This window comes from Tenacibaculum bernardetii (assembly GCF_029125915.1).
Taxonomy (GTDB): Bacteria; Bacteroidota; Bacteroidia; order Flavobacteriales; family Flavobacteriaceae; genus Polaribacter; species Polaribacter bernardetii.
The window spans coordinates 41,408-59,722 of sequence record NZ_JAQJCU010000005.1 but is presented as its reverse complement, the minus strand read 5'-3'; the positions used below and the strand labels follow the sequence as shown (position 1 = coordinate 59,722).

Annotated in this window: 16 protein-coding genes and 2 tRNA genes; 12 read left to right on the top strand and 6 right to left on the bottom strand. The window is 29.3% G+C overall.

What is annotated here, in order from left to right:
• Positions 1–70: 70 nt before the first annotated feature.
• From smpB to P2G10_RS05515, 5 genes are all read left to right on the top strand, one after another.
• The gene (gene smpB / locus P2G10_RS05535; RefSeq protein ID WP_275315568.1) at positions 71–529 is read left to right on the top strand and encodes an SsrA-binding protein SmpB; all 459 of its coding nucleotides are present in this window, start codon (positions 71–73) and stop codon (positions 527–529) included.
• Positions 529–1,425, top strand: coding sequence for a UbiA family prenyltransferase (locus P2G10_RS05530; RefSeq protein ID WP_275315567.1), 897 nt, complete (start codon positions 529–531; stop codon positions 1,423–1,425). The genes smpB and P2G10_RS05530 overlap by 1 nt, the downstream gene beginning before the upstream one ends.
• On the top strand, positions 1,415–1,996 hold the full coding sequence (locus P2G10_RS05525; protein WP_275315566.1) for a Maf-like protein: 582 nt from the start codon (positions 1,415–1,417) through the stop codon (positions 1,994–1,996). The genes P2G10_RS05530 and P2G10_RS05525 overlap by 11 nt, the downstream gene beginning before the upstream one ends.
• Positions 1,997–2,051: 55 nt before the next feature.
• Positions 2,052–3,002, top strand: a complete 951-nt coding sequence (locus tag P2G10_RS05520; RefSeq protein ID WP_275315565.1) for a transketolase family protein — start codon at positions 2,052–2,054, stop codon at positions 3,000–3,002.
• 117 nt (positions 3,003–3,119) lie between these two features.
• Positions 3,120–3,734, top strand: coding sequence for a porin family protein (locus tag P2G10_RS05515; protein WP_275315564.1), 615 nt, complete (start codon positions 3,120–3,122; stop codon positions 3,732–3,734).
• Between the two features lie 70 nt (positions 3,735–3,804).
• On the opposite strand, the gene P2G10_RS05510 is transcribed toward P2G10_RS05515, so the two are convergent.
• The gene (locus P2G10_RS05510; protein ID WP_275315563.1) at positions 3,805–4,680 is read right to left on the bottom strand and encodes an FKBP-type peptidyl-prolyl cis-trans isomerase; all 876 of its coding nucleotides are present in this window, start codon (positions 4,678–4,680) and stop codon (positions 3,805–3,807) included.
• 79 nt (positions 4,681–4,759) lie between these two features.
• On the opposite strand from P2G10_RS05510, the gene P2G10_RS05505 reads away from it, so the two are divergent.
• Positions 4,760–5,149 carry an RNA-binding S4 domain-containing protein gene (locus tag P2G10_RS05505; protein ID WP_218772547.1) on the top strand — a complete coding sequence of 130 codons (390 nt, stop codon included), beginning with the start codon at positions 4,760–4,762 and terminating at the stop codon, positions 5,147–5,149.
• 26 nt (positions 5,150–5,175) lie between these two features.
• On the top strand, positions 5,176–5,679 hold the full coding sequence (locus tag P2G10_RS05500; protein ID WP_275315561.1) for a phosphoribosyltransferase domain-containing protein: 504 nt from the start codon (positions 5,176–5,178) through the stop codon (positions 5,677–5,679).
• Here P2G10_RS05500 and P2G10_RS05495 read toward each other — a convergent pair.
• A complete protein-coding gene (locus P2G10_RS05495; RefSeq protein ID WP_275315560.1) occupies positions 5,671–6,189 on the bottom strand; it encodes a shikimate kinase in 519 nt (172 codons plus the stop codon). The genes P2G10_RS05500 and P2G10_RS05495 overlap by 9 nt on opposite strands.
• 107 nt (positions 6,190–6,296) lie before the next feature.
• Between P2G10_RS05495 and P2G10_RS05490 the strand changes: the two genes are divergently transcribed.
• From P2G10_RS05490 to purL, 4 genes are all read left to right on the top strand, one after another.
• A tRNA-Lys gene (locus tag P2G10_RS05490) sits at positions 6,297–6,369 on the top strand.
• 38 nt (positions 6,370–6,407) lie between these two features.
• Positions 6,408–6,491, top strand: a tRNA-Leu gene (locus P2G10_RS05485).
• A gap of 118 nt (positions 6,492–6,609) precedes the next feature.
• Positions 6,610–7,401: a carboxypeptidase-like regulatory domain-containing protein gene (locus tag P2G10_RS05480; protein ID WP_275315559.1), complete on the top strand. Its 792-nt coding sequence runs from the start codon at positions 6,610–6,612 to the stop codon at positions 7,399–7,401.
• A 100-nt stretch (positions 7,402–7,501) separates the two neighbouring features.
• Entirely contained in the window at positions 7,502–11,185 is a 3,684-nt protein-coding gene (gene purL, locus P2G10_RS05475) for a phosphoribosylformylglycinamidine synthase (RefSeq protein ID WP_275315557.1), read from the top strand.
• Between the two features lie 352 nt (positions 11,186–11,537).
• Here the strand turns inward: purL and P2G10_RS05470 are convergent, their stop codons facing one another.
• The 4 genes from P2G10_RS05470 to P2G10_RS05455 form a co-directional block, all read right to left on the bottom strand.
• Positions 11,538–12,299: a GIN domain-containing protein gene (locus tag P2G10_RS05470; RefSeq protein WP_275315556.1), complete on the bottom strand. Its 762-nt coding sequence runs from the start codon at positions 12,297–12,299 to the stop codon at positions 11,538–11,540.
• A 1-nt stretch (position 12,300) separates the two neighbouring features.
• Complete coding sequence (locus P2G10_RS05465; RefSeq protein WP_275315555.1) at positions 12,301–14,727, bottom strand: ABC transporter permease; 2,427 nt, start codon at positions 14,725–14,727, stop codon at positions 12,301–12,303.
• 16 nt (positions 14,728–14,743) lie between these two features.
• Positions 14,744–15,445 carry an ABC transporter ATP-binding protein gene (locus P2G10_RS05460; RefSeq protein WP_275315553.1) on the bottom strand — a complete coding sequence of 234 codons (702 nt, stop codon included), beginning with the start codon at positions 15,443–15,445 and terminating at the stop codon, positions 14,744–14,746.
• Between the two features lie 86 nt (positions 15,446–15,531).
• Positions 15,532–16,776, bottom strand: coding sequence for an efflux RND transporter periplasmic adaptor subunit (locus tag P2G10_RS05455; protein WP_275315552.1), 1,245 nt, complete (start codon positions 16,774–16,776; stop codon positions 15,532–15,534).
• A 164-nt stretch (positions 16,777–16,940) separates the two neighbouring features.
• Here P2G10_RS05455 and P2G10_RS05450 point away from each other — a divergent pair, with 164 nt between their 5' ends.
• Positions 16,941–18,314, top strand: coding sequence for a sigma-54-dependent transcriptional regulator (locus P2G10_RS05450; protein ID WP_275315551.1), 1,374 nt, complete (start codon positions 16,941–16,943; stop codon positions 18,312–18,314).
• Position 18,315 lies beyond the last annotated feature (1 nt).

The following is an 18,315-nucleotide window of genomic DNA, read 5'->3' as shown; positions in this document are numbered from 1 at the left end:
ACAGTTGATTAGTCGGTAAAAAACAAACTAATACTTTATATTTGTTATTAAAATACATGAATAACAGCTGATGCAGAAAAAGATAAACATACAAAATAAAAAAGCTCGTTTTGAATACGAGATCATAGATAAATATACTGCCGGAATTCAACTTACAGGTACAGAGATAAAATCGATACGACTTAGTAAAGCTCGAATAACTGAAAGTTTTTGTGAATTTAATGAGCAAGGAGAACTTTTTATTATCAACATGTATATTGAAGAATATTCTTTTGGTAATCATTTCAATCACAAAACAACGAGTGAACGTCGTTTGTTATTAAACAAAAACGAGTTAAAAAAGTTAGAAAGAGAAGTTGAAGCTAAAGGAAACACGATTGTGCCTTTAAAACTTTTTATAAATGATAAAGGTTGGGCTAAATTAGATATTGCTTTGGCTAGAGGTAAAAAGACGCATGACAAGCGCCAAACAATGAAAGATAGAGATAGTAAAAGAGATTTAGCTAGAATTAAAAAAGATTTTAATTAATGACTATTCTTAACACCATATTAAATATTATACAATGGAAAAGACTACTGTACTTAGTTTTTGTTCTTTATCTATTTAAATATTGTTTTTTATATGGTTTTGGGTTTAATACGGTTCTTTCTTTTTACGACTTAGCTATTTTAGCAACTTCAATTACATCACTAATAGCATCAAGCCACTTAATTTTACATTATAACAACATTAAAAAAAGTAAAGATTCTTTATTAAAATACACTAAAATATTTGCGTTTTTTTTTGGTGTTATTGGGCTCACCTTGGGAACTTTAATTTCTTATAAAATAGATAAACCTCATTACAGTTTGTTTTTTTTTAGCTGTATGATCTTACTTTTTATTTATTCAAAAAAAATCAAACAGAAAACATTTATGAGTAATATATTAAAGCCTTTTTTAAAGTCTTTTGTTGTATTATTTGTTTGCTGGTACGACTTTCCCTTAAATATAACATCATCAAAACTGGATCTATACTTTAACTTACAAGTTATTGTAATATTATATGTAATAATTTCTTTTTTAACCAGTATTATTAAAGAAATTATTATCGATATAAAAAATATTAATCAAGATAACTTTTATAAAAACAAGACTCTTCCTGTTTTATTAGGAAGAAGAAGATCTAAAAATATAGCTATGACAATTACTGTTTTAGCTTGTTTTTTAGTTGTTTTTATTGCTTTTTTTTACGTTACTAATGTATATATAAGATGTGTCATTATTTCTTTTGGTATTATTCCTGAATTATTTTTTATCTATTTTCTAAATAAAGCCTTAAACTCTGACGATTATAGTAATTTATTAAGAATATTAAATGTAGGGTATGTTTTAGCCTTTATTAGTATTCCAATTATTTCTTACCACCTTAAACATGTTATCTAAAAAAATATCAAATTACAATATAATTTTGGCTTCAAATTCACCCAGAAGACAAGAGTTAATAAAAGACTTAGATGTTCCTTTTACAATAAAAATAAAGGAAGTTGAAGAGGTTTATCCTTCTCATTTAAAAGAACATGAGATTACAGATTTTCTTTCTGACTTAAAATCGACACCTTTTAAAAGTGAGTTATCTGAAAAAGATCTTTTAATAACTTCTGATACTATTGTGTGGTCTAACGACAAAGCACTTGGCAAACCTAAAGATTACGCAGATGCTTTTAAAATGCTAAAAGAATTATCTAACAACACACATAAAGTTATTACTTCTATATGTATTACCAATAAAAAGTTTAAAAAAGTAATAAACGATACTACAACTGTTACCTTTAAACACCTGACGGATGATGAAATAGCTTACTACATTAATACTTATAAACCTTTTGACAAGGCAGGAGCATACGGAATTCAAGAATGGATTGGTAAAATAGCAATTACTAAAATCGAAGGAAGTTATTTTAATGTAATGGGGTTTCCTGTTCATAAACTTTATAAAGAATTATCAAATTTGTAAGATTATTTTTTTTTAAAAGATTATTTTTGACACATACAACACACAATATATACTAATGAAAAAATATACATATACCGAGAAAAAGGATACCCGATCTGGATTTGGTGATGGTTTAACTGAATTAGGAAAAACAAACCCTAATGTAGTTGCACTATGTGCAGATTTAACAGGGTCTTTAAAAATGGGAGACTTTAAAGATAATCACCCAGAACGTTTCTTTCAGATAGGAATTGCTGAAGCTAATATGATTGGTATTGCTGCAGGCTTAACTATAGGAGGTAAAATTCCGTTTACAGGAACTTTTGCAAACTTCTCTACAGGTCGTGTTTACGATCAAATTCGTCAATCTGTAGCTTATTCAGATAAAAATGTAAAAATTTGTGCATCACATGCAGGATTAACATTAGGTGAAGACGGTGCAACACATCAAATATTAGAAGATATTGGTTTGATGAAAATGCTGCCAGGTATGACTGTTATAAACACTTGTGATTATAGTCAAACTAAAGCTGCAACACTTGCTATTGCTGATTATGAAGGGCCTGTGTATTTACGTTTTGGAAGACCAAAAGTACCCGTTTTTATGACTGATGAGCCTTTTGAAATAGGAAAAGGTATAAAATTAACTGAAGGAAATGATGTAACAATCGTTGCTACAGGTCATTTAGTTTGGGAAGCTTTACAAGCAGCTGAGCAATTAGAAGAAAAAGGTATTTCTGCGGAAGTAATAAATATTCATACAATTAAACCTTTAGATGAAGATATTATATTAAAATCTATCGCAAAAACAGGTTGTATTGTAACCGCAGAAGAGCATAATAAATATGGAGGTTTAGGTGAAAGTGTAGCACGTTGTTTAGCTACCAATACTCCTACTCCACAAGAATTTGTAGCTGTAAACGATAGTTTTGGTGAATCTGCAACTCCAGATCAATTAATGGAGAAGTATGGTTTAAATGATAAAGCCATAATTGAAGCTGTAAAAAAGGTTATTTCTAGAAAATAATTTTTATTACTCAATAACATTAAAGCATCATTTATAAAAATGATGCTTTTTTCTTTTGCTAAACTCAATAATTTTAAAATTAATAAGTTTTATATACTATACTAAAAATCAATAAATATGAAAAAAGTAATTCTAGTAGTATTCCTTTTAATAGGAACACAATTAATTCAAGCTCAAATACAAGTAGGTCTTAAAGGAGGTATTAATTACAATTCAGATTCTTTCTCTGACGTAAAAGATGATGTTTTTGAAGGTGCAGAGAGTAAAACAGGTTTTCATGCAGGTGCATGGTTGCGTTTTAATCTACCGCTAACAGGTTTATATTTAAGACCAGAAATTGTATATACCCAATTAAGCAACAAGGTAATTTATAAACAAAATACAGGAAGTATTCAGAATAGAACTACTACCTATGAATTTCAAAAAATAGACATACCTGTTTTAGTTGGAATGAAGTTTTTAAAAGTAGCACATGTATTTGCAGGACCTTCTTTTCAATATATTTTAGATTCTGATTTTGATATTGCTGATTTAAAGCAGGTAGATTCTGATGGTTTTTCTGTTGGTGTTCAGTTTGGTGCTGGTATTGAATTAGGTAAATTAGGTTTAGACGTTCGTTGGGAAAGATCTCTATCTGATACTGAAGCTAATTTTGTTGATTCTAGTGTTGGAGATGTAAATTTTGATACTCGTGTAAATCAAATAATTGTAGGTCTTTCTTACAGATTTTAAAATGTAGAATAAGTATAAAAAAACCGAAGCTTAGAAGCTTCGGTTTTTTTATACTATATAATTAAAATTATTATCTAATATCTCTATTTAAATAATCTGGAACAGTTGGTTTATTCGGGTCACTAAAATCATTTCTAGGATCTCCATCACCGTTAGCATCTTCATCTTTTGTTAATTTACCATCTCCATCATCATCTTCATCTAAGTAGTCTGGTCTTCCGTTACCATCCGTATCATCATTTCTAGGGTCTCCATCACCATCAATATCTTCATTTATAGAAGAAACATTATCTTGATCATCATCTGTACCTTCTACAAAATCCCACAATTCAATAGTAAACATTAAATTTGAGTTAGCTGAAATACTAGGTCTTGCTACATTTCTATATCCTAAACCTGAAGGTATAAATAATATACCTCTACCTCCTTTATCAAAGTTTATCTGCTCTCCATCTTGAGTGATATTATTACCACCTTTAAAATGAACAAAACTATATGTCCAACCTCTTATTACCTGACTTAGAGATAACCATGTAGTATTTGCATCGAAATTAGAGCTTATACTATTTGCATTTAAAATTCTTTGACCGCTATACTTTGCGTACACAGAATCCATTACTGAAGGGAAACCTTTGTCAACATTTGGTTCTCCTTGACTTTTCATATAATAATACAAAGTGTAATCTATATCATATTCTGTAACATCTTTAGTTTCTAGTTTAGTATCGTCAAATAAAGAAACTTGGTTATCATCTATAACCTTAACTAAATCTAAATCACTATCATAATAATTGTTTTTTAAAAACTTAACCAATGAATCATTATCAATAATAGCTTGTGCTTCGTGGTCAAAATTATCAACAAAAGAGTTGTTATTATCGCTTCCACAAGAATATAAAACTGCGGCAACAGCTACAGTGTAAAATAAGTGCTTAAATTTTATCATTTAATTCTGAAATTTTAACCTGCAATTTACCATTTTTATACCTTTGTAAAAAACAAAAAGATAAAATTTAACTTTTTATATGAGAATAGATAAATATTTATGGTGTATTCGCTTTTTTAAAACACGTAGTATCGCTACAGATACTTGTAAAAAAGGACATATTAAAATTAATGGAACCAACTTAAAACCGTCTAAAGAGATATTCGGAAATGAAGAAATAACCATTCGTAAAAATCAAATTAATTACAAAATAAAGGTTTTAGATATACCGACAAGTCGAGTTGGTGCAAAATTGGTTGATTTATATAGAAAAGATTTAACTCCAAAGGAAGAATTTGAAAAAACAGCCTTGTTAAAATATTCTAAAGATTATTATCGTAAAAAAGGAGCTGGAAGACCTACTAAAAAAGATCGTAGAGATATAGATGATTATAGTACAGATTCTGAAGAAAATGATATTAATTTGTAATATATTTAACCTTTAAAATAAATAGCATGACAGTATCTGATAATATTATACTAGATAATTTAGAAGTTGAACAAAAAATTCGTCGTATTGCTTTTCAAATTTATGAAAGCAATAGTAACGAAAAAGAAATTATAATTGCTGGAATCGTTGATAACGGCTATTTATTTGCTGAAAAAATATATACAATTTTATCAGAAATTTCACCTTTAAAAATTCAGTTGTGTAAGGTTTTTATTGATAAGAAAAATCCTATTAAGGCAATAACAACTTCTTTAACTAAAGATGAGTATAAAAACAAGTCTTTGGTTTTGGTTGACGATGTTTTAAACTCAGGCACCACATTAATATATGCTGTAAAACATTTTTTAGAGGTTCCTTTAAAGCGCTTTAAAACAGCTGTGTTGGTAAATAGAAATCATAAAAAATATCCTGTAAAAGCAGATTTTAAAGGTATTTCACTCTCTACCTCTATTAAAGAGCATGTAGTGGTAGAATTTAATAAAAACAAAACGCTTGTTTATTTAACGTAATAAAGCATTTAATTCTGTAACAATTATATCTGTTTTTTTATCATCTACAGTTATTTTATAATTTGATTGATTATAAAAATAACTTCTTTCAAATAAGTGTTTCGCTACAAATTCTGCTAACTCATCGTTTTTTAGTCTAGCAACTAAAGGTCTTTGACTTTTCTCAGTTGTTAACCTTGTTGCAATTGTAGTGATACTAGCTTTTAAATAAACCGCAACAGTATTTATAGAGTCTTTTATAACATCCATATTACTTGCATAACAAGGCGTACCACCACCTAATGCTAAAATAATATCATTTTTTAAGGTTAGAATCTCTTTTAAATATAGATGCTCTTGTTTTCTGAAATAGATTTCACCTTTTGTTTCAAAAATTTCTGAAACAGACATTTCCTCCTTTTCTTCTATATAATTGTCTAAATCAATAAAAGAAAAGTTCTTTTTTTCTGCCAATAATCTACCAATTGTAGATTTACCACTCGTCATATACCCTACTAATACTATTTTCATAAACTAATAATTAAGCTGTTACAAATATCCGTAAAAAATATCATAAAAAAGTTTTTTAGATTTAAAGAACAGTTGTATATTTGCAACCGCTTTCGGAAGGAAGCAATGACCTGGTAGCTCAGTTGGTAGAGCATCTCCCTTTTAAGGAGAGGGTCCTGGGTTCGAGCCCCAGCCCGGTCACAAAAAAGTTAAGCATCTGCTTAACTTTTTTAGTTTACGCACGTATGGCGGAATTGGTAGACGCGCAGGCTTGAGGGGCTTGTGTTCGTAAGAACGTGCAAGTTCGACTCTTGTTACGTGCACACATAAAACTATAAATATTTTAAAAATATTTATAGTTTTTATTTTTAGCTGATGTTTGTGATGTTCATTTCACAATTTATTAACTAGTTTAAGTTCAATTATTCTTATTTTTACCACATGCAAAAAAAATACTTATCTCTTATAGTACTAATACTTATATCAAGTATTGGTTACTCACAAAGTCAAAAACTAAAAGGTCAGGTTATTGACGCTGATACTCAAAAACCATTAAGTGCAGCACATATTTTAAATTTAAACACCGTTACTGGTACAATTACAAACGAAAAAGGAATTTTCGAATTAACATCAAAAGCAAACGACACTGTTTTAGTTTCGTTTATTGGGTTTTCTTCTATAAAATTAAAAGTAACAAATGATCTTTTAAAAGGTAACGAAGTTGTTATTTCATTAAGAGAGAAACCTGAAGAAGTTAAAGAGGTTGTAATTAAATCTACAGAACTTATAGGGGTTTTAGAAGTGGATGTTAAACAGGTTCCTAAAGATCGTTTTTCTAGAATTCACATAAATGGATTGCCACAAACTTATGAAATAGGAAAACCACAAAAAATATCATCTCCGATAGCTAAATTGTTAAATCCTGTTGATTTGGTTTATAACCTCTTCGGAAAAAAACCAAAGCAACTTAAAAAGCTTAAAAAGTTAAAAAAAGAAGACGATTTACGTAAAATGCTTGCTGGTAAGTTTGATAGAGAAGTAATGATGGAATATCTAGAAATGGATAGACAAGAATTAAATAAATTACTTACAGATTGTGATTATTCAGAATATTTTATAAAAAAAGCAAGTGATCTTCAAATGATTGAAGCTGTGTTAAACTGCTACGAAAACTACAAAACACAAAAGAAAGGTAAAATAGAAATAGATAGAATACCTGAAAACAGGAATTAATAAAAAAAAGCAGCAAGAAATTGCTGCTTTTTTTATGCTTTTATTTCAATCAAAATAAGTAAATTTACAGCTTAACAACACACACAAATACGACAACACAATGATTCATTTCTTTGGAAACGTTAGCAGCAAAATATTTGCTGTTCAAACAACAAAAGAATTATCTACAGAAACTATTTCAAAACTTACCTGGTTATTTGGCAACCAATCTAAAATAAATACGACGTCTCTCGACGTCTTTTTTGTTGGTCCACGTGCCGCTATGATTACACCTTGGAGCACCAATGCTGTAGAAATAACACAAAATATGGGTATTTCTGATATCATCAGAATAGAAGAATTTGAAGTGGTTTTAGAAGATTTTTCTGATTTCGACCCAATGATTTCTCAAAAATATAACGGTTTAAATCAAGATATTTTTACGATTGATATTCAACCAGAACCTATTTTAAATGTTGAGGACATTGCGGCTTATAATAAACAAGAAGGATTAGCTTTAAGCACTGAAGAGGTTGAATATTTAGAAAGTGTTGCTACTAAAATAGGAAGAAAATTAACCGATTCTGAAGTTTTTGGATTCTCTCAAGTAAATTCAGAACACTGTCGTCATAAAATATTTAACGGAACTTTCGTTATCGATGGCGAAGAGATGCCTACTTCCCTATTCAAATTAATAAAAGAAACATCAAAAAAATTTCCTAACGATATTGTTTCGGCATATAAAGATAATGTTGCTTTTGTAAAAGGTCCTAAAGTTGAGCAATTTGCACCAAAAACAGCTGACAAACCAGATTTTTACGAAACAAAAGAATTTGATTCTGTAATTTCAATAAAAGCAGAAACACATAATTTCCCTACAACGGTTGAGCCTTTTAATGGCGCTGCAACAGGTTCTGGAGGAGAAATTAGAGATAGATTGGCAGGAGGAAAAGGTTCTTTACCTTTAGCTGGTACTGCAGTTTATATGACCTCTTACTCTAGATTAGAAGAAAATAGATATTGGGAAAATAAATTTGAAGCTAGAGATTGGTTGTACCAAACTCCGATGGATATTTTAATAAAAGCTTCTAATGGAGCATCTGATTTTGGAAATAAATTCGGACAACCATTAATTACGGGTTCTGTTTTAACTTTCGAGCATGAAGAAAATGCTGCTTCTAGCGATGCTAAACCTAGAAAACTAGGTTTTGATAAAGTGATTATGCAAGCTGGTGGAATTGGTTATGGAAAAGCTGAGCAAGCATTAAAAGACACACCAAATGAAGGCGATAAAATAGTTATTCTTGGTGGTGAAAATTATCGAATTGGTATGGGAGGCGCTGCAGTTTCGTCTGCAGACACTGGAGAATTTGCTAGTGGAATCGAATTAAACGCAGTACAGCGCTCTAATCCGGAAATGCAAAAACGTGCAGCAAATGCTGTTCGAGGAATGGTAGAAAGTGAAGAGAATTTTATTGTTTCTATTCATGATCATGGTGCTGGTGGACATTTAAATTGTTTATCAGAATTAGTAGAAGATACTGGTGGTAAAATCAATCTAGATAAATTACCTGTTGGAGATCCTACTTTATCAGCAAAAGAAATTATCGGAAACGAATCTCAAGAACGTATGGGATTAGTAATTGCCGAAAAACATATAGATACTTTACAGAAAATTGCAGAACGTGAGCGTTCTCCAATATATACTGTTGGAGAAGTTACAGGAAACGATCGTTTTACTTTTGAATCTGAAACTACTGGCGAAAAACCAATGGATTTAGCTTTAGAAGATATGTTTGGATCTTCTCCTAAAACCGTTTTAACTGATAAAACAATTGTAAGAAATTACAAGAATTCAAGATATAAAACTAAAAATTTACAAATCTATTTAGAACAAGTTTTACAACTTGAGGCTGTAGCTTGTAAAGATTGGTTAACCAACAAAGTAGATCGTTGTGTTGGTGGTAAAGTTGCCAAACAACAATGTGTTGGTCCGTTACAAATTCCGTTAAATAATGTAGGTGTTATGGCCCTAGATTATAAAGGGAAAGAAGGCGTTGCTACTTCTATTGGCCACTCGCCTATTTCGGGATTAATTCACCCAGAAGCAGGAAGTAGAAATTCTATTACCGAATCTTTAACCAACCTTATTTGGGCACCTTTAAAAAATAATTTAGCTTCGGTTTCTTTATCTGCAAATTGGATGTGGCCTTGTAAAAATGAAGGTGAAGATGCACGTTTATATAAAGCGGTTAAAGCAATTTCAGAGTTTTCTATTGATTTAGGAATCAATGTTCCTACAGGAAAAGATTCTTTATCAATGAAACAGAAATATAAAGACGGAGAAGTAATTTCCCCTGGAACTGTTATTATTTCTGCTGCCGGTAACTGTAGTGAAATAACTAAAGTTGTTGAGCCTCTTTTAAAAGTTGATGGCGGAAATATTTATTATATCAATATTTCTCAAGATGAATTTAAATTAGGAGGAAGTTCTTTCAACCAAGTTTTAAATACGATTGGTAATGAAGCTCCGGATGTAAAAAATTCAGCTTTTGTAAAAAATACGTTTAATACGATTCAAGATTTAATTAAAGCTGATAAAATTTCGGCAGGGCACGATGTTGCTTCTGGTGGATTGATTACAACTTTATTAGAAATGTGTTTTGCGGATGTTAATTTAGGTGCCGATTTTGATATTTCTGCTTTAAATGAAGAAGATTCTATTAAAGTATTATTCTCTGAAAATAGCGGAATTGTTTTTCAAGCTGATACTTCAGTAGAACCTATTTTATCAGAAAATAATATTGAGTTTTTTACAATCGGAACAGCTAATAATTCAGGAAAAGTAACTATTAAAAATAATGAAGACAATTTCTCTTTTGATGTTACTGAAATGAGAGATGTTTGGTATAAGACTTCTTATTTATTAGATAAAAGACAAACTGCAAATGGTTTAGCTAAAAACCGTTTTGACAACTATAAAAAGCAACCTTTACAATATACATTTCCAAAACATTTTACAGGTAAACTACCTGTCACTTCGAGCAAAATTGCGAAACCAAAAGCAGCCATCATCCGTGAAAAAGGATCTAATTCTGAGCGCGAAATGGCAAATGCTATGTATTTAGCTGGTTTTGATGTAAAAGATGTACATATGACCGATTTAATTTCAGGTCGTGAAACTTTAGAAGATATTCAGTTTATTGGAGCCGTTGGTGGTTTTTCTAATTCGGATGTTTTAGGGTCTGCTAAAGGATGGGCTGGTGCTTTTAAATACAATGAAAAGGCAAATACTGCTTTAAAGAATTTCTTTAAACGTGAAGATACTTTATCTGTAGGAATTTGTAATGGAGCACAGTTATGGATGGAATTAGATTTAATAAATCCAGATCATAAAGTACACGGTAAATTAGTGCATAACGATTCTAAAAAACACGAAAGTTCTTTTACATCTGTTAAAATTCAAGAAAATAATTCGGTAATGCTATCATCTTTAACAGGAACAGAATTAGGTGTTTGGATTTCTCATGGAGAAGGAAAATTTAACTTACCAGAACCTGAAGAAAATTATAATATTGTTGCCAAATACGGTTATGAAGGCTATCCTAACAACCCTAATGGCTCTGATTTTAACACAGCAATGTTATCTGATAAATCAGGAAGACATTTAGTAACAATGCCTCATATTGAACGTTCTACTTTTCAGTGGAACTGGGCTAATTACCCAGAAAATAGAAAAGATGAAGTTTCACCTTGGTTAGAAGCTTTTGTAAATGCGAGAAATTGGATTTTAAATTCTAAATAAACTCGGTGTTTTTTAATATAATTCCCTCTTTTTAATTTTATTAAAAAGAGGGAATTATATTAAATTTAAAGGATTATGGTTATTTACAGTTGTTTTTTTCATTATCTATATAAATTCGTAATACATACAAGTTTAATATATTTTAGGGAAAGAATATTAAAAATTAGGGGCAAAAGGGGAAATAAAATTTCGCCTTTTTTTTTATATCAAACAAGTTCTTTGTAACATATGTTACAAAGAACTTGTTTGATAAATTGTATATTGTACTTGTTATTAGTCAAATTTTGAAGGGTTAGATTAATAGTTTTTATGTAAAAGGTAGAAGACACATTTTTTAATGTGTCTTCTTTATTTAATCTACAGTTATTATTTGTGTATTTCCTATAATAATTCCTTTTTTTAAGTCAGCTTTTCCTCTATATGTTATAATTGATTCACCATAAGAACTTACTTTAATTCTATCAGATACATTAAATTGATAACTCCCCTCACCATAAGCTGTTAGTTTAATTTCTTTAGATTTTATATTACTTGCTATGATTTTACTAGATCCATAAGCTGTTATTTTCTGTTTATCAATAATACCTTTTTTAATGTTAAGGTAACTTTCTCCGTAAATAGTAATTTTTAAATCATCTACTTTAATCATATCAACTGTAACTTCTGATTTACCATATATTCTTAAATTACATTTTGATTGACTCAAAGAGTTTTTAAAATTTATTTTTTCTTCTCCTCTTAATGAAAATATTTCTACATCTGCATAGGTTATAACTATTTTAACTACTGTGTTTTTATAAATAGGTTTCTTTATCTTATAATTTTTGTACTTAACTTTTTTGTTTTTAGTAACAGTTTTAGCTCCTTTTAAATACACTTGAAGTGTTTTTGAGTTAATTTCATATTGAAATTTCTCTATAGGTACGTTAATATTTTTAATAGTAATACTAGGAACATCACCTTTTATAAAAATAGTTTCTATATGAGGACTAACAATTATTTTATTAAAGTTGTCATTTAACGGTATAAATTTATCTTGTCCAAAAGTTATATTTACTATTAATGAAGTGATTAATAGAAGTAATATTTTAAGTTTATAATTTACAAACATCATATTATTCGAATTTTAAATATTTAATTAAATCGATTTTTGTTGCTTTATAAGCCTTAAAACCTACGACAGAGAACACTAATACAATCAAAATAATTGGCGTTATTATGTATGGTAGTATTGGCATATCTATTCTATAAACAAAATTCTGTAACCAGTTTTGCATAAAGTAATAAGCAATAGGAACTAGTATTACTGAAGAGGTTATTACAATTTTTAAAAAATTTTGTAATAACTGAATCATAATTTCATGTACTGATGCGCCTAATGTTTTACGAATCGCCACTTCTTTTAATCGTTGCTGAATTGTTAAGGTTGCCAAAGCAAATAATCCTAACAAAGAAATTAAAATTACGAATAAAGAAAGTACTAAAAAGAGTGTTTGTTGTTTCTGATATTTTTTATATGTTTTCGCGAATTTCTTATCTAAAAACTCATATGAAAAAGGATACTTTGCATCTATATTTTGTTTCCAATATGTTTCTATTTCGCTAATAGATTCATCAATATTATTAGGTTTAATTTTAAATTGAATTGCAGGAATCCAGCTATGCGTAAACTCTAAACCGTGCCAAGGAACTAAAAACATAGGTGCTATTTTAGAATCAAAACCATCAAAATGATAATCCTTAATCATACCTATTACTTCAAAGGAATTTGATTTATCTTCATCTTCAAGCCAACCTAAAGCTAATTTCTCTCCTAAAGGATTGTTATAAATATTTAATGCCTTAGCTGCTGTTTCATTTATTATAATTTTGTTGGTTTTATCTGTCGCTTTCTCATCAGAAAAGTTTCTACCTTTTACCAATTTAATTTTAGCAAAATCTATGTAATTATAATCTACAACGTTTGATGCTGTATTTAAGCTTTTATCATTCATTTTATGTCTTAAACCTGTGCCGTTTACATAACCTTCTCCTGGCACGAACATACTTGCTGTTACAGCAATAATGTTTTCTTTTTTAGATAATACTTCTTTTGCCAATTTATATTTTTGATACTTATTAGGCATGCTATAAACATCTACAGAAAGCACTTGTTCTTTATCAAAACCTAACTCTTTCTCCATCATAAAGTTAATTTGATTACCTACGATTAACATGCTAATAATAAAAAAACCAGAAATTAAAAACTGTAAACCTAGCATCATATTTCTTGCTAAGTTTCCTTTTTTACTTTTAGAAATACTTCCTTTTAAAACTTCAACAGCCTTAAAATTAGAAAGGTATATTGCAGGAATACTACCCACAAAAAGAGATACAAATATTGCTGTAAAAAATAACGTTATTAATGAATTTGAATGTAAAATTGAAATTTCAGTTTCAATAAATTCATTAAAAAATGGTAATGATAACTCTACTATTACCAAAGCAAAAAGGAACGATATAAATCCTTGTAAAACAATTTCTAATATATATTGAAAAAGCAAATGCTTTTTAGATAAACCAAGTGTTTTCTTTACTCCTACTTCTTTAGCTCTTTGACTAGCTGTAGCTACAGATAAATTGATGAAATTTACACAAGAAATAACAATTAAAAGAATAGATAAACCTAATAAAACCATCAATAGTTGATAATTCCCTGTTCCACTTGGTCCTGCTCTTTTTGCGGTATTATGCAAATATAACGTATCTAATTTGTCTAAAAGTACTGTTGGAATTCCGTATTTTTTATCAAACTCTGGTATTGTCATTCCATGACTTTCAACCTCAGGCCTATAGGCTTTTTCAATAATAACTTGATTCATTTTTTTTTGTAAATCTTCTAAATCTGTTCCTTTAGTAATTCTACAAAAAACTTCATTATTATGATTTCCCCAATTAACTTCAAACGCTTCATCAAACTGAATTAAAACTTCCGGTTCGTGATGTGAATTCTTTGGAATTACATATACACAACTTACAACATAATTTTCTCCATCAATTTTTACCGTATTACCTACCGCTTTATCTCCTTTAAAAATTCTTTCCGCATATGCTTTTGATAATGCTATATTCTTTCTTGTTTCAGTAAATTTCTGAGAAGATCCTGCAATAATTTGAAAAGGGAAAAAGTCAAAAAACTGAGGTTCTGTAAATATTGTTTTATCATTAAATTCAAACCCATCTTTGTACTGAATCACTTTACTTCTGTAAAATGGTTTTACCATTACAGAAGCTGTTACTTCTGGTAATTCTTTTGGAAATGTTAAATACATTCCTGCATTTACAGTATACCAAACTTCATCATTTTTAGCTTGTTTTAAATTTACTCTGTAAACATCATCCTTATTAGGATTCCACTGATTATAACTTTTCTCTTCGTTTAAGTATAATAAAACAATTAATAAACCAGCCAACCCTAACGTTAAACCACTAATATTAATAATAGTGTTTAACCAATTCTTTTTACTATTCCTAAAGAATATTTTTAACCATATTTGATACATAAATTTTCTTTTTTTATTAGTTTATTAAAACATCTACTTTATGCTCATTCTTTTTCACAGAAACTACTTCTCCATCTTTTAACGTAATTACTCTAGATGAAAATTGTGCATCGTAAGATGAGTGTGTAACCATAACAATTGTAGCTCCCGAAGCATGTAGTTCTGTTAATAATTCCATCACATCATTACCACTTTTACTATCTAAATTACCCGTTGGTTCATCGGCTAAAATTAATTTAGGATTCGTAACTAATGCTCTAGATACCGCTACTCTTTGCTGCTGACCACCAGACAATTGTAATGGAAAGTGTTTTGCTCTATGTGAAATACCAATTCGTTCTAAAATTTCTGTAACTCTAATTTTTCTTTCGGATGCTTTTACCTTATTATAAATTAAAGGAAGTTCTACATTTTCGTATACCGTTAACTCATCAATTAGATTAAAATTCTGAAAAACAAAACCAATATTAGCTTTACGCAAGCTTGATCTTTCTTTTTCATTAAAGTTAGCCACTTCTGTTTCATCAAATAAATAACTTCCTTCGTTTGGCGCATCTAACAAACCAATAATGTTTAATAAAGTTGATTTACCACAACCTGATGCTCCCATAATTGAAACAAATTCCCCTTTTTTTACTTCTAAATTCAACTTATTTAAAGCTGTTGTTTCTACTTCTTCTGTTCTATAAACCTTTACTAAATCTGTTATTTTTATCATTTTAATATCTCTTTTAAATTTATTACTTAATGTTCTAGACTTTGCTCGAACTAACATTAACTTTATTGGTTTACAACTTTTAAACCCTAATGTATGTTTACCTCTTCCATCTTTTTAAAATCATCATAACTAGAAGTAATTACTTTATCCCCTGCCTTTAAACCTTCTATAACTTCATAATAAAAAGGATTTTCTCTACCAATCTTAATGTTTCTTTTTACTGCTTTATTATCAGAATCTAAAACAAAAACCCATTTACCATTTGTACTTTGATAAAACAATCCTTTAGGTATTAATAAAGCTTTTGTTCTGCCCGATAAAAACACTTTACTTTTTAAAGACATACCTCTTTTTATATTGTTTGATAAAGTATCCTTCTCAAATAATAATTCTACTTTAAATTGTCCATTTTTTACTTCTGGGTAAATTTTTGATAGCTCTATTTGATAGTTTTCAGTATTTACAGAAACACTTCCTTTAATTCCTCTTTTAAGTTTAGAAATATAGTATTCATCAACATTTGCTACTAATTTATAACCGTTTAAAACATCCATCTTTCCGATTGCTTGTCCTTGATTATAATTTTCTCCTAAAATTGGATTAAAAGAAGATAACAAACCATCTACCGGTGCTTTAACTGTAAAATTTTCTTTGTTTTTACGTAACAAGTCTAAGCTTTTCTCCATGTTATTTAACGATGAATTTATACTTATTAATTGTAAATCTCTGCTTCTTTTTTCTTCTGAAACACTTTTTTTAATTACGCCATTTCTCTCTTTTTGATACGAGTGTTCTTGTACCGATTTTTCATAATCATTTTTTGCTACAACGCCTTTCTCGAATAATTTTTTATCTAAATCGTATTGACGTTTTGCATTTCTAAAATCATTATTAATACTCAACAATTGCTGATCTAAACTTAATTGCTGATTTTTAATACTTACTCGTAAATTTCTTAAATTATTAATCTGCTCGATCATTGCTGTTTCTTGCGTTAAATAATTTAATTCAGCATTCGGATTGTAGACTTTTAATAAAGGCGTTCCTTTTTTAATCATTTGTCCGCTTTCTACAAAAATTTCAGAAACAGAACCACCCTGAATAACATTCACTAAAACAGAAGTTTTTGGTTTAACCGTACTATTAAATAAAATAACATCTTCAAAATCTCCTCGAGTAACTTCTCTAATACTTAAACTATCTTTTTTAATGTTAACTTGTTTTTTACGTGTTAAATTCATTAAAATAACACTCATTAATAAGACGATTGGAATTCCCCATATTAGCATCTTTTTAGTTGTTTTGTTTTTAGTTTGTATCTGCTTATCCATTATAATTTGTCTTCGTTTGGCATAGTTAAGTCCATAAATGTGCCACTAGAAAAAATACACATAAACAACTGATAAATAAGTGTTTATGTTTTATATTGATTTTAGATGTGTTCAAAAACGAACATTTTTTTGTTCATATTCAAACAATTGACTAACTATGTAGTATGAGAAAAAAAGAAGCAACCATATTAATAGTAGATGATGATGATGACATCTTGTTTTCTGCCAGAATAAGTTTAAAAAAATATTTTACAGAGATTATCACAGCTAATAATCCGAAGAAAATAAGTAATCATTTAACTTCTTCAACCCATATAGATGTTGTTTTGTTAGATATGAATTACCGTATTGGTTATGAAGATGGTAAAGAGGGTTTGTATTGGTTAAAGCATATAAAAGAAGTTAGCCCGGAAACTACGGTGCTTTTAATGACAGCTTTTGGTAGTGTTAATTTAGCTGTTGATGCGATTAAAAAAGGAGCTACCGATTTTATATTAAAACCTTGGAACACCGAAAAGTTATACGGAATTGTAAATTCGGGAATAGAATTATCGCGTTCTAAACGAAAAACAACACAATTAGAAACCGTACAAAAATTAAACGATAAAGATTTTCATCAACAAACTGAACACATTATTGGTACTTCGCCAGCAATGAAATCGGCTGTTGGCTTGGCGCAAAAAGTAGCTCCTACAGATGCTACTATTTTAATTTTAGGGGAAAACGGAACTGGTAAATACGTATTTGCAAAAGAAATACATTTAAAATCCGAAAGAAAAAACCATCCCTTTATTCATGTCGATTTAGGTTCTTTAAATGAAAATTTATTTGAAAGTGAGTTATTTGGTTATACTAAAGGAGCTTTTACGGATGCTCATAAAGATACAATTGGTAGATTTGAATTAGCAAAAGGCGGTACTATTTTTTTAGATGAAATAGGTAACCTCCCACTCCACTTACAATCTAAATTATTAACGGTTGTTCAGAACAGAAAGATAACACGTTTAGGCGAAGGTAAAGAACGCGCCATTGATGTACGCATTATTTGTGCTACAAATGCTAATGTTCATAAAATGGTAGAAGAGCAATTGTTTCGTCAAGATTTGTTGTTTAGAATAAATACCATCGAATTAAACTTACCGCCGCTTCGAGATCGTGTTGGTGATGTTGAGTTACTTGCGAATCATTTTTTGAAGAAACTAAACCAGAAATACCGAAAAAAAATAAACGGATTTACTACACAAGCCATCGGTGGATTAAAAAAATACCATTGGCCTGGAAATATTAGAGAAATAGAACATATTGTAGAACGTGCAGTAATTATAACAGATAATACTGAAATTCAGTTAGAAGATTTACATTTTTCAACTAAAAAACTAGAAGCTACATTGGCTAATAGTTTAAACTTAGAAGAAACTGAAAAGTTGTTAATAGAACAAGCTTTACAAAAACACCAAGGTAATATTTCTCGTGCAGCAAAAGATTTAGGTTTAACCCGTGCTGCATTGTATAGACGCCTAGAAAAACATCAATTATAAA

Excerpts from the sequence above, each read along its gene's own strand:
- P2G10_RS05480 (WP_275315559.1), top strand. The coding sequence starts at position 6,610 with ATGCAAAAAAAATACTTATCTCTTATAGTACTAATACTTATATCAAGT.
- P2G10_RS05525 (WP_275315566.1), top strand. The coding sequence starts at position 1,415 with ATGTTATCTAAAAAAATATCAAATTACAATATAATTTTGGCTTCAAAT.
- P2G10_RS05500 (WP_275315561.1), top strand. The coding sequence starts at position 5,176 with ATGACAGTATCTGATAATATTATACTAGATAATTTAGAAGTTGAACAA.
- P2G10_RS05495 (WP_275315560.1), bottom strand. The coding sequence starts at position 6,189 with ATGAAAATAGTATTAGTAGGGTATATGACGAGTGGTAAATCTACAATT.
- P2G10_RS05510 (WP_275315563.1), bottom strand. The coding sequence starts at position 4,680 with ATGATAAAATTTAAGCACTTATTTTACACTGTAGCTGTTGCCGCAGTT.
- P2G10_RS05450 (WP_275315551.1), top strand. The coding sequence starts at position 16,941 with ATGAGAAAAAAAGAAGCAACCATATTAATAGTAGATGATGATGATGAC.
- P2G10_RS05515 (WP_275315564.1), top strand. The coding sequence starts at position 3,120 with ATGAAAAAAGTAATTCTAGTAGTATTCCTTTTAATAGGAACACAATTA.
- smpB (WP_275315568.1), top strand. The coding sequence starts at position 71 with ATGCAGAAAAAGATAAACATACAAAATAAAAAAGCTCGTTTTGAATAC.
- P2G10_RS05530 (WP_275315567.1), top strand. The coding sequence starts at position 529 with ATGACTATTCTTAACACCATATTAAATATTATACAATGGAAAAGACTA.
- P2G10_RS05465 (WP_275315555.1), bottom strand. The coding sequence starts at position 14,727 with ATGTATCAAATATGGTTAAAAATATTCTTTAGGAATAGTAAAAAGAAT.
- P2G10_RS05460 (WP_275315553.1), bottom strand. The coding sequence starts at position 15,445 with ATGATAAAAATAACAGATTTAGTAAAGGTTTATAGAACAGAAGAAGTA.
- purL (WP_275315557.1), top strand. The coding sequence starts at position 7,502 with ATGATTCATTTCTTTGGAAACGTTAGCAGCAAAATATTTGCTGTTCAA.
- P2G10_RS05505 (WP_218772547.1), top strand. The coding sequence starts at position 4,760 with ATGAGAATAGATAAATATTTATGGTGTATTCGCTTTTTTAAAACACGT.
- P2G10_RS05470 (WP_275315556.1), bottom strand. The coding sequence starts at position 12,299 with ATGATGTTTGTAAATTATAAACTTAAAATATTACTTCTATTAATCACT.
- P2G10_RS05520 (WP_275315565.1), top strand. The coding sequence starts at position 2,052 with ATGAAAAAATATACATATACCGAGAAAAAGGATACCCGATCTGGATTT.
- P2G10_RS05455 (WP_275315552.1), bottom strand. The coding sequence starts at position 16,776 with ATGGATAAGCAGATACAAACTAAAAACAAAACAACTAAAAAGATGCTA.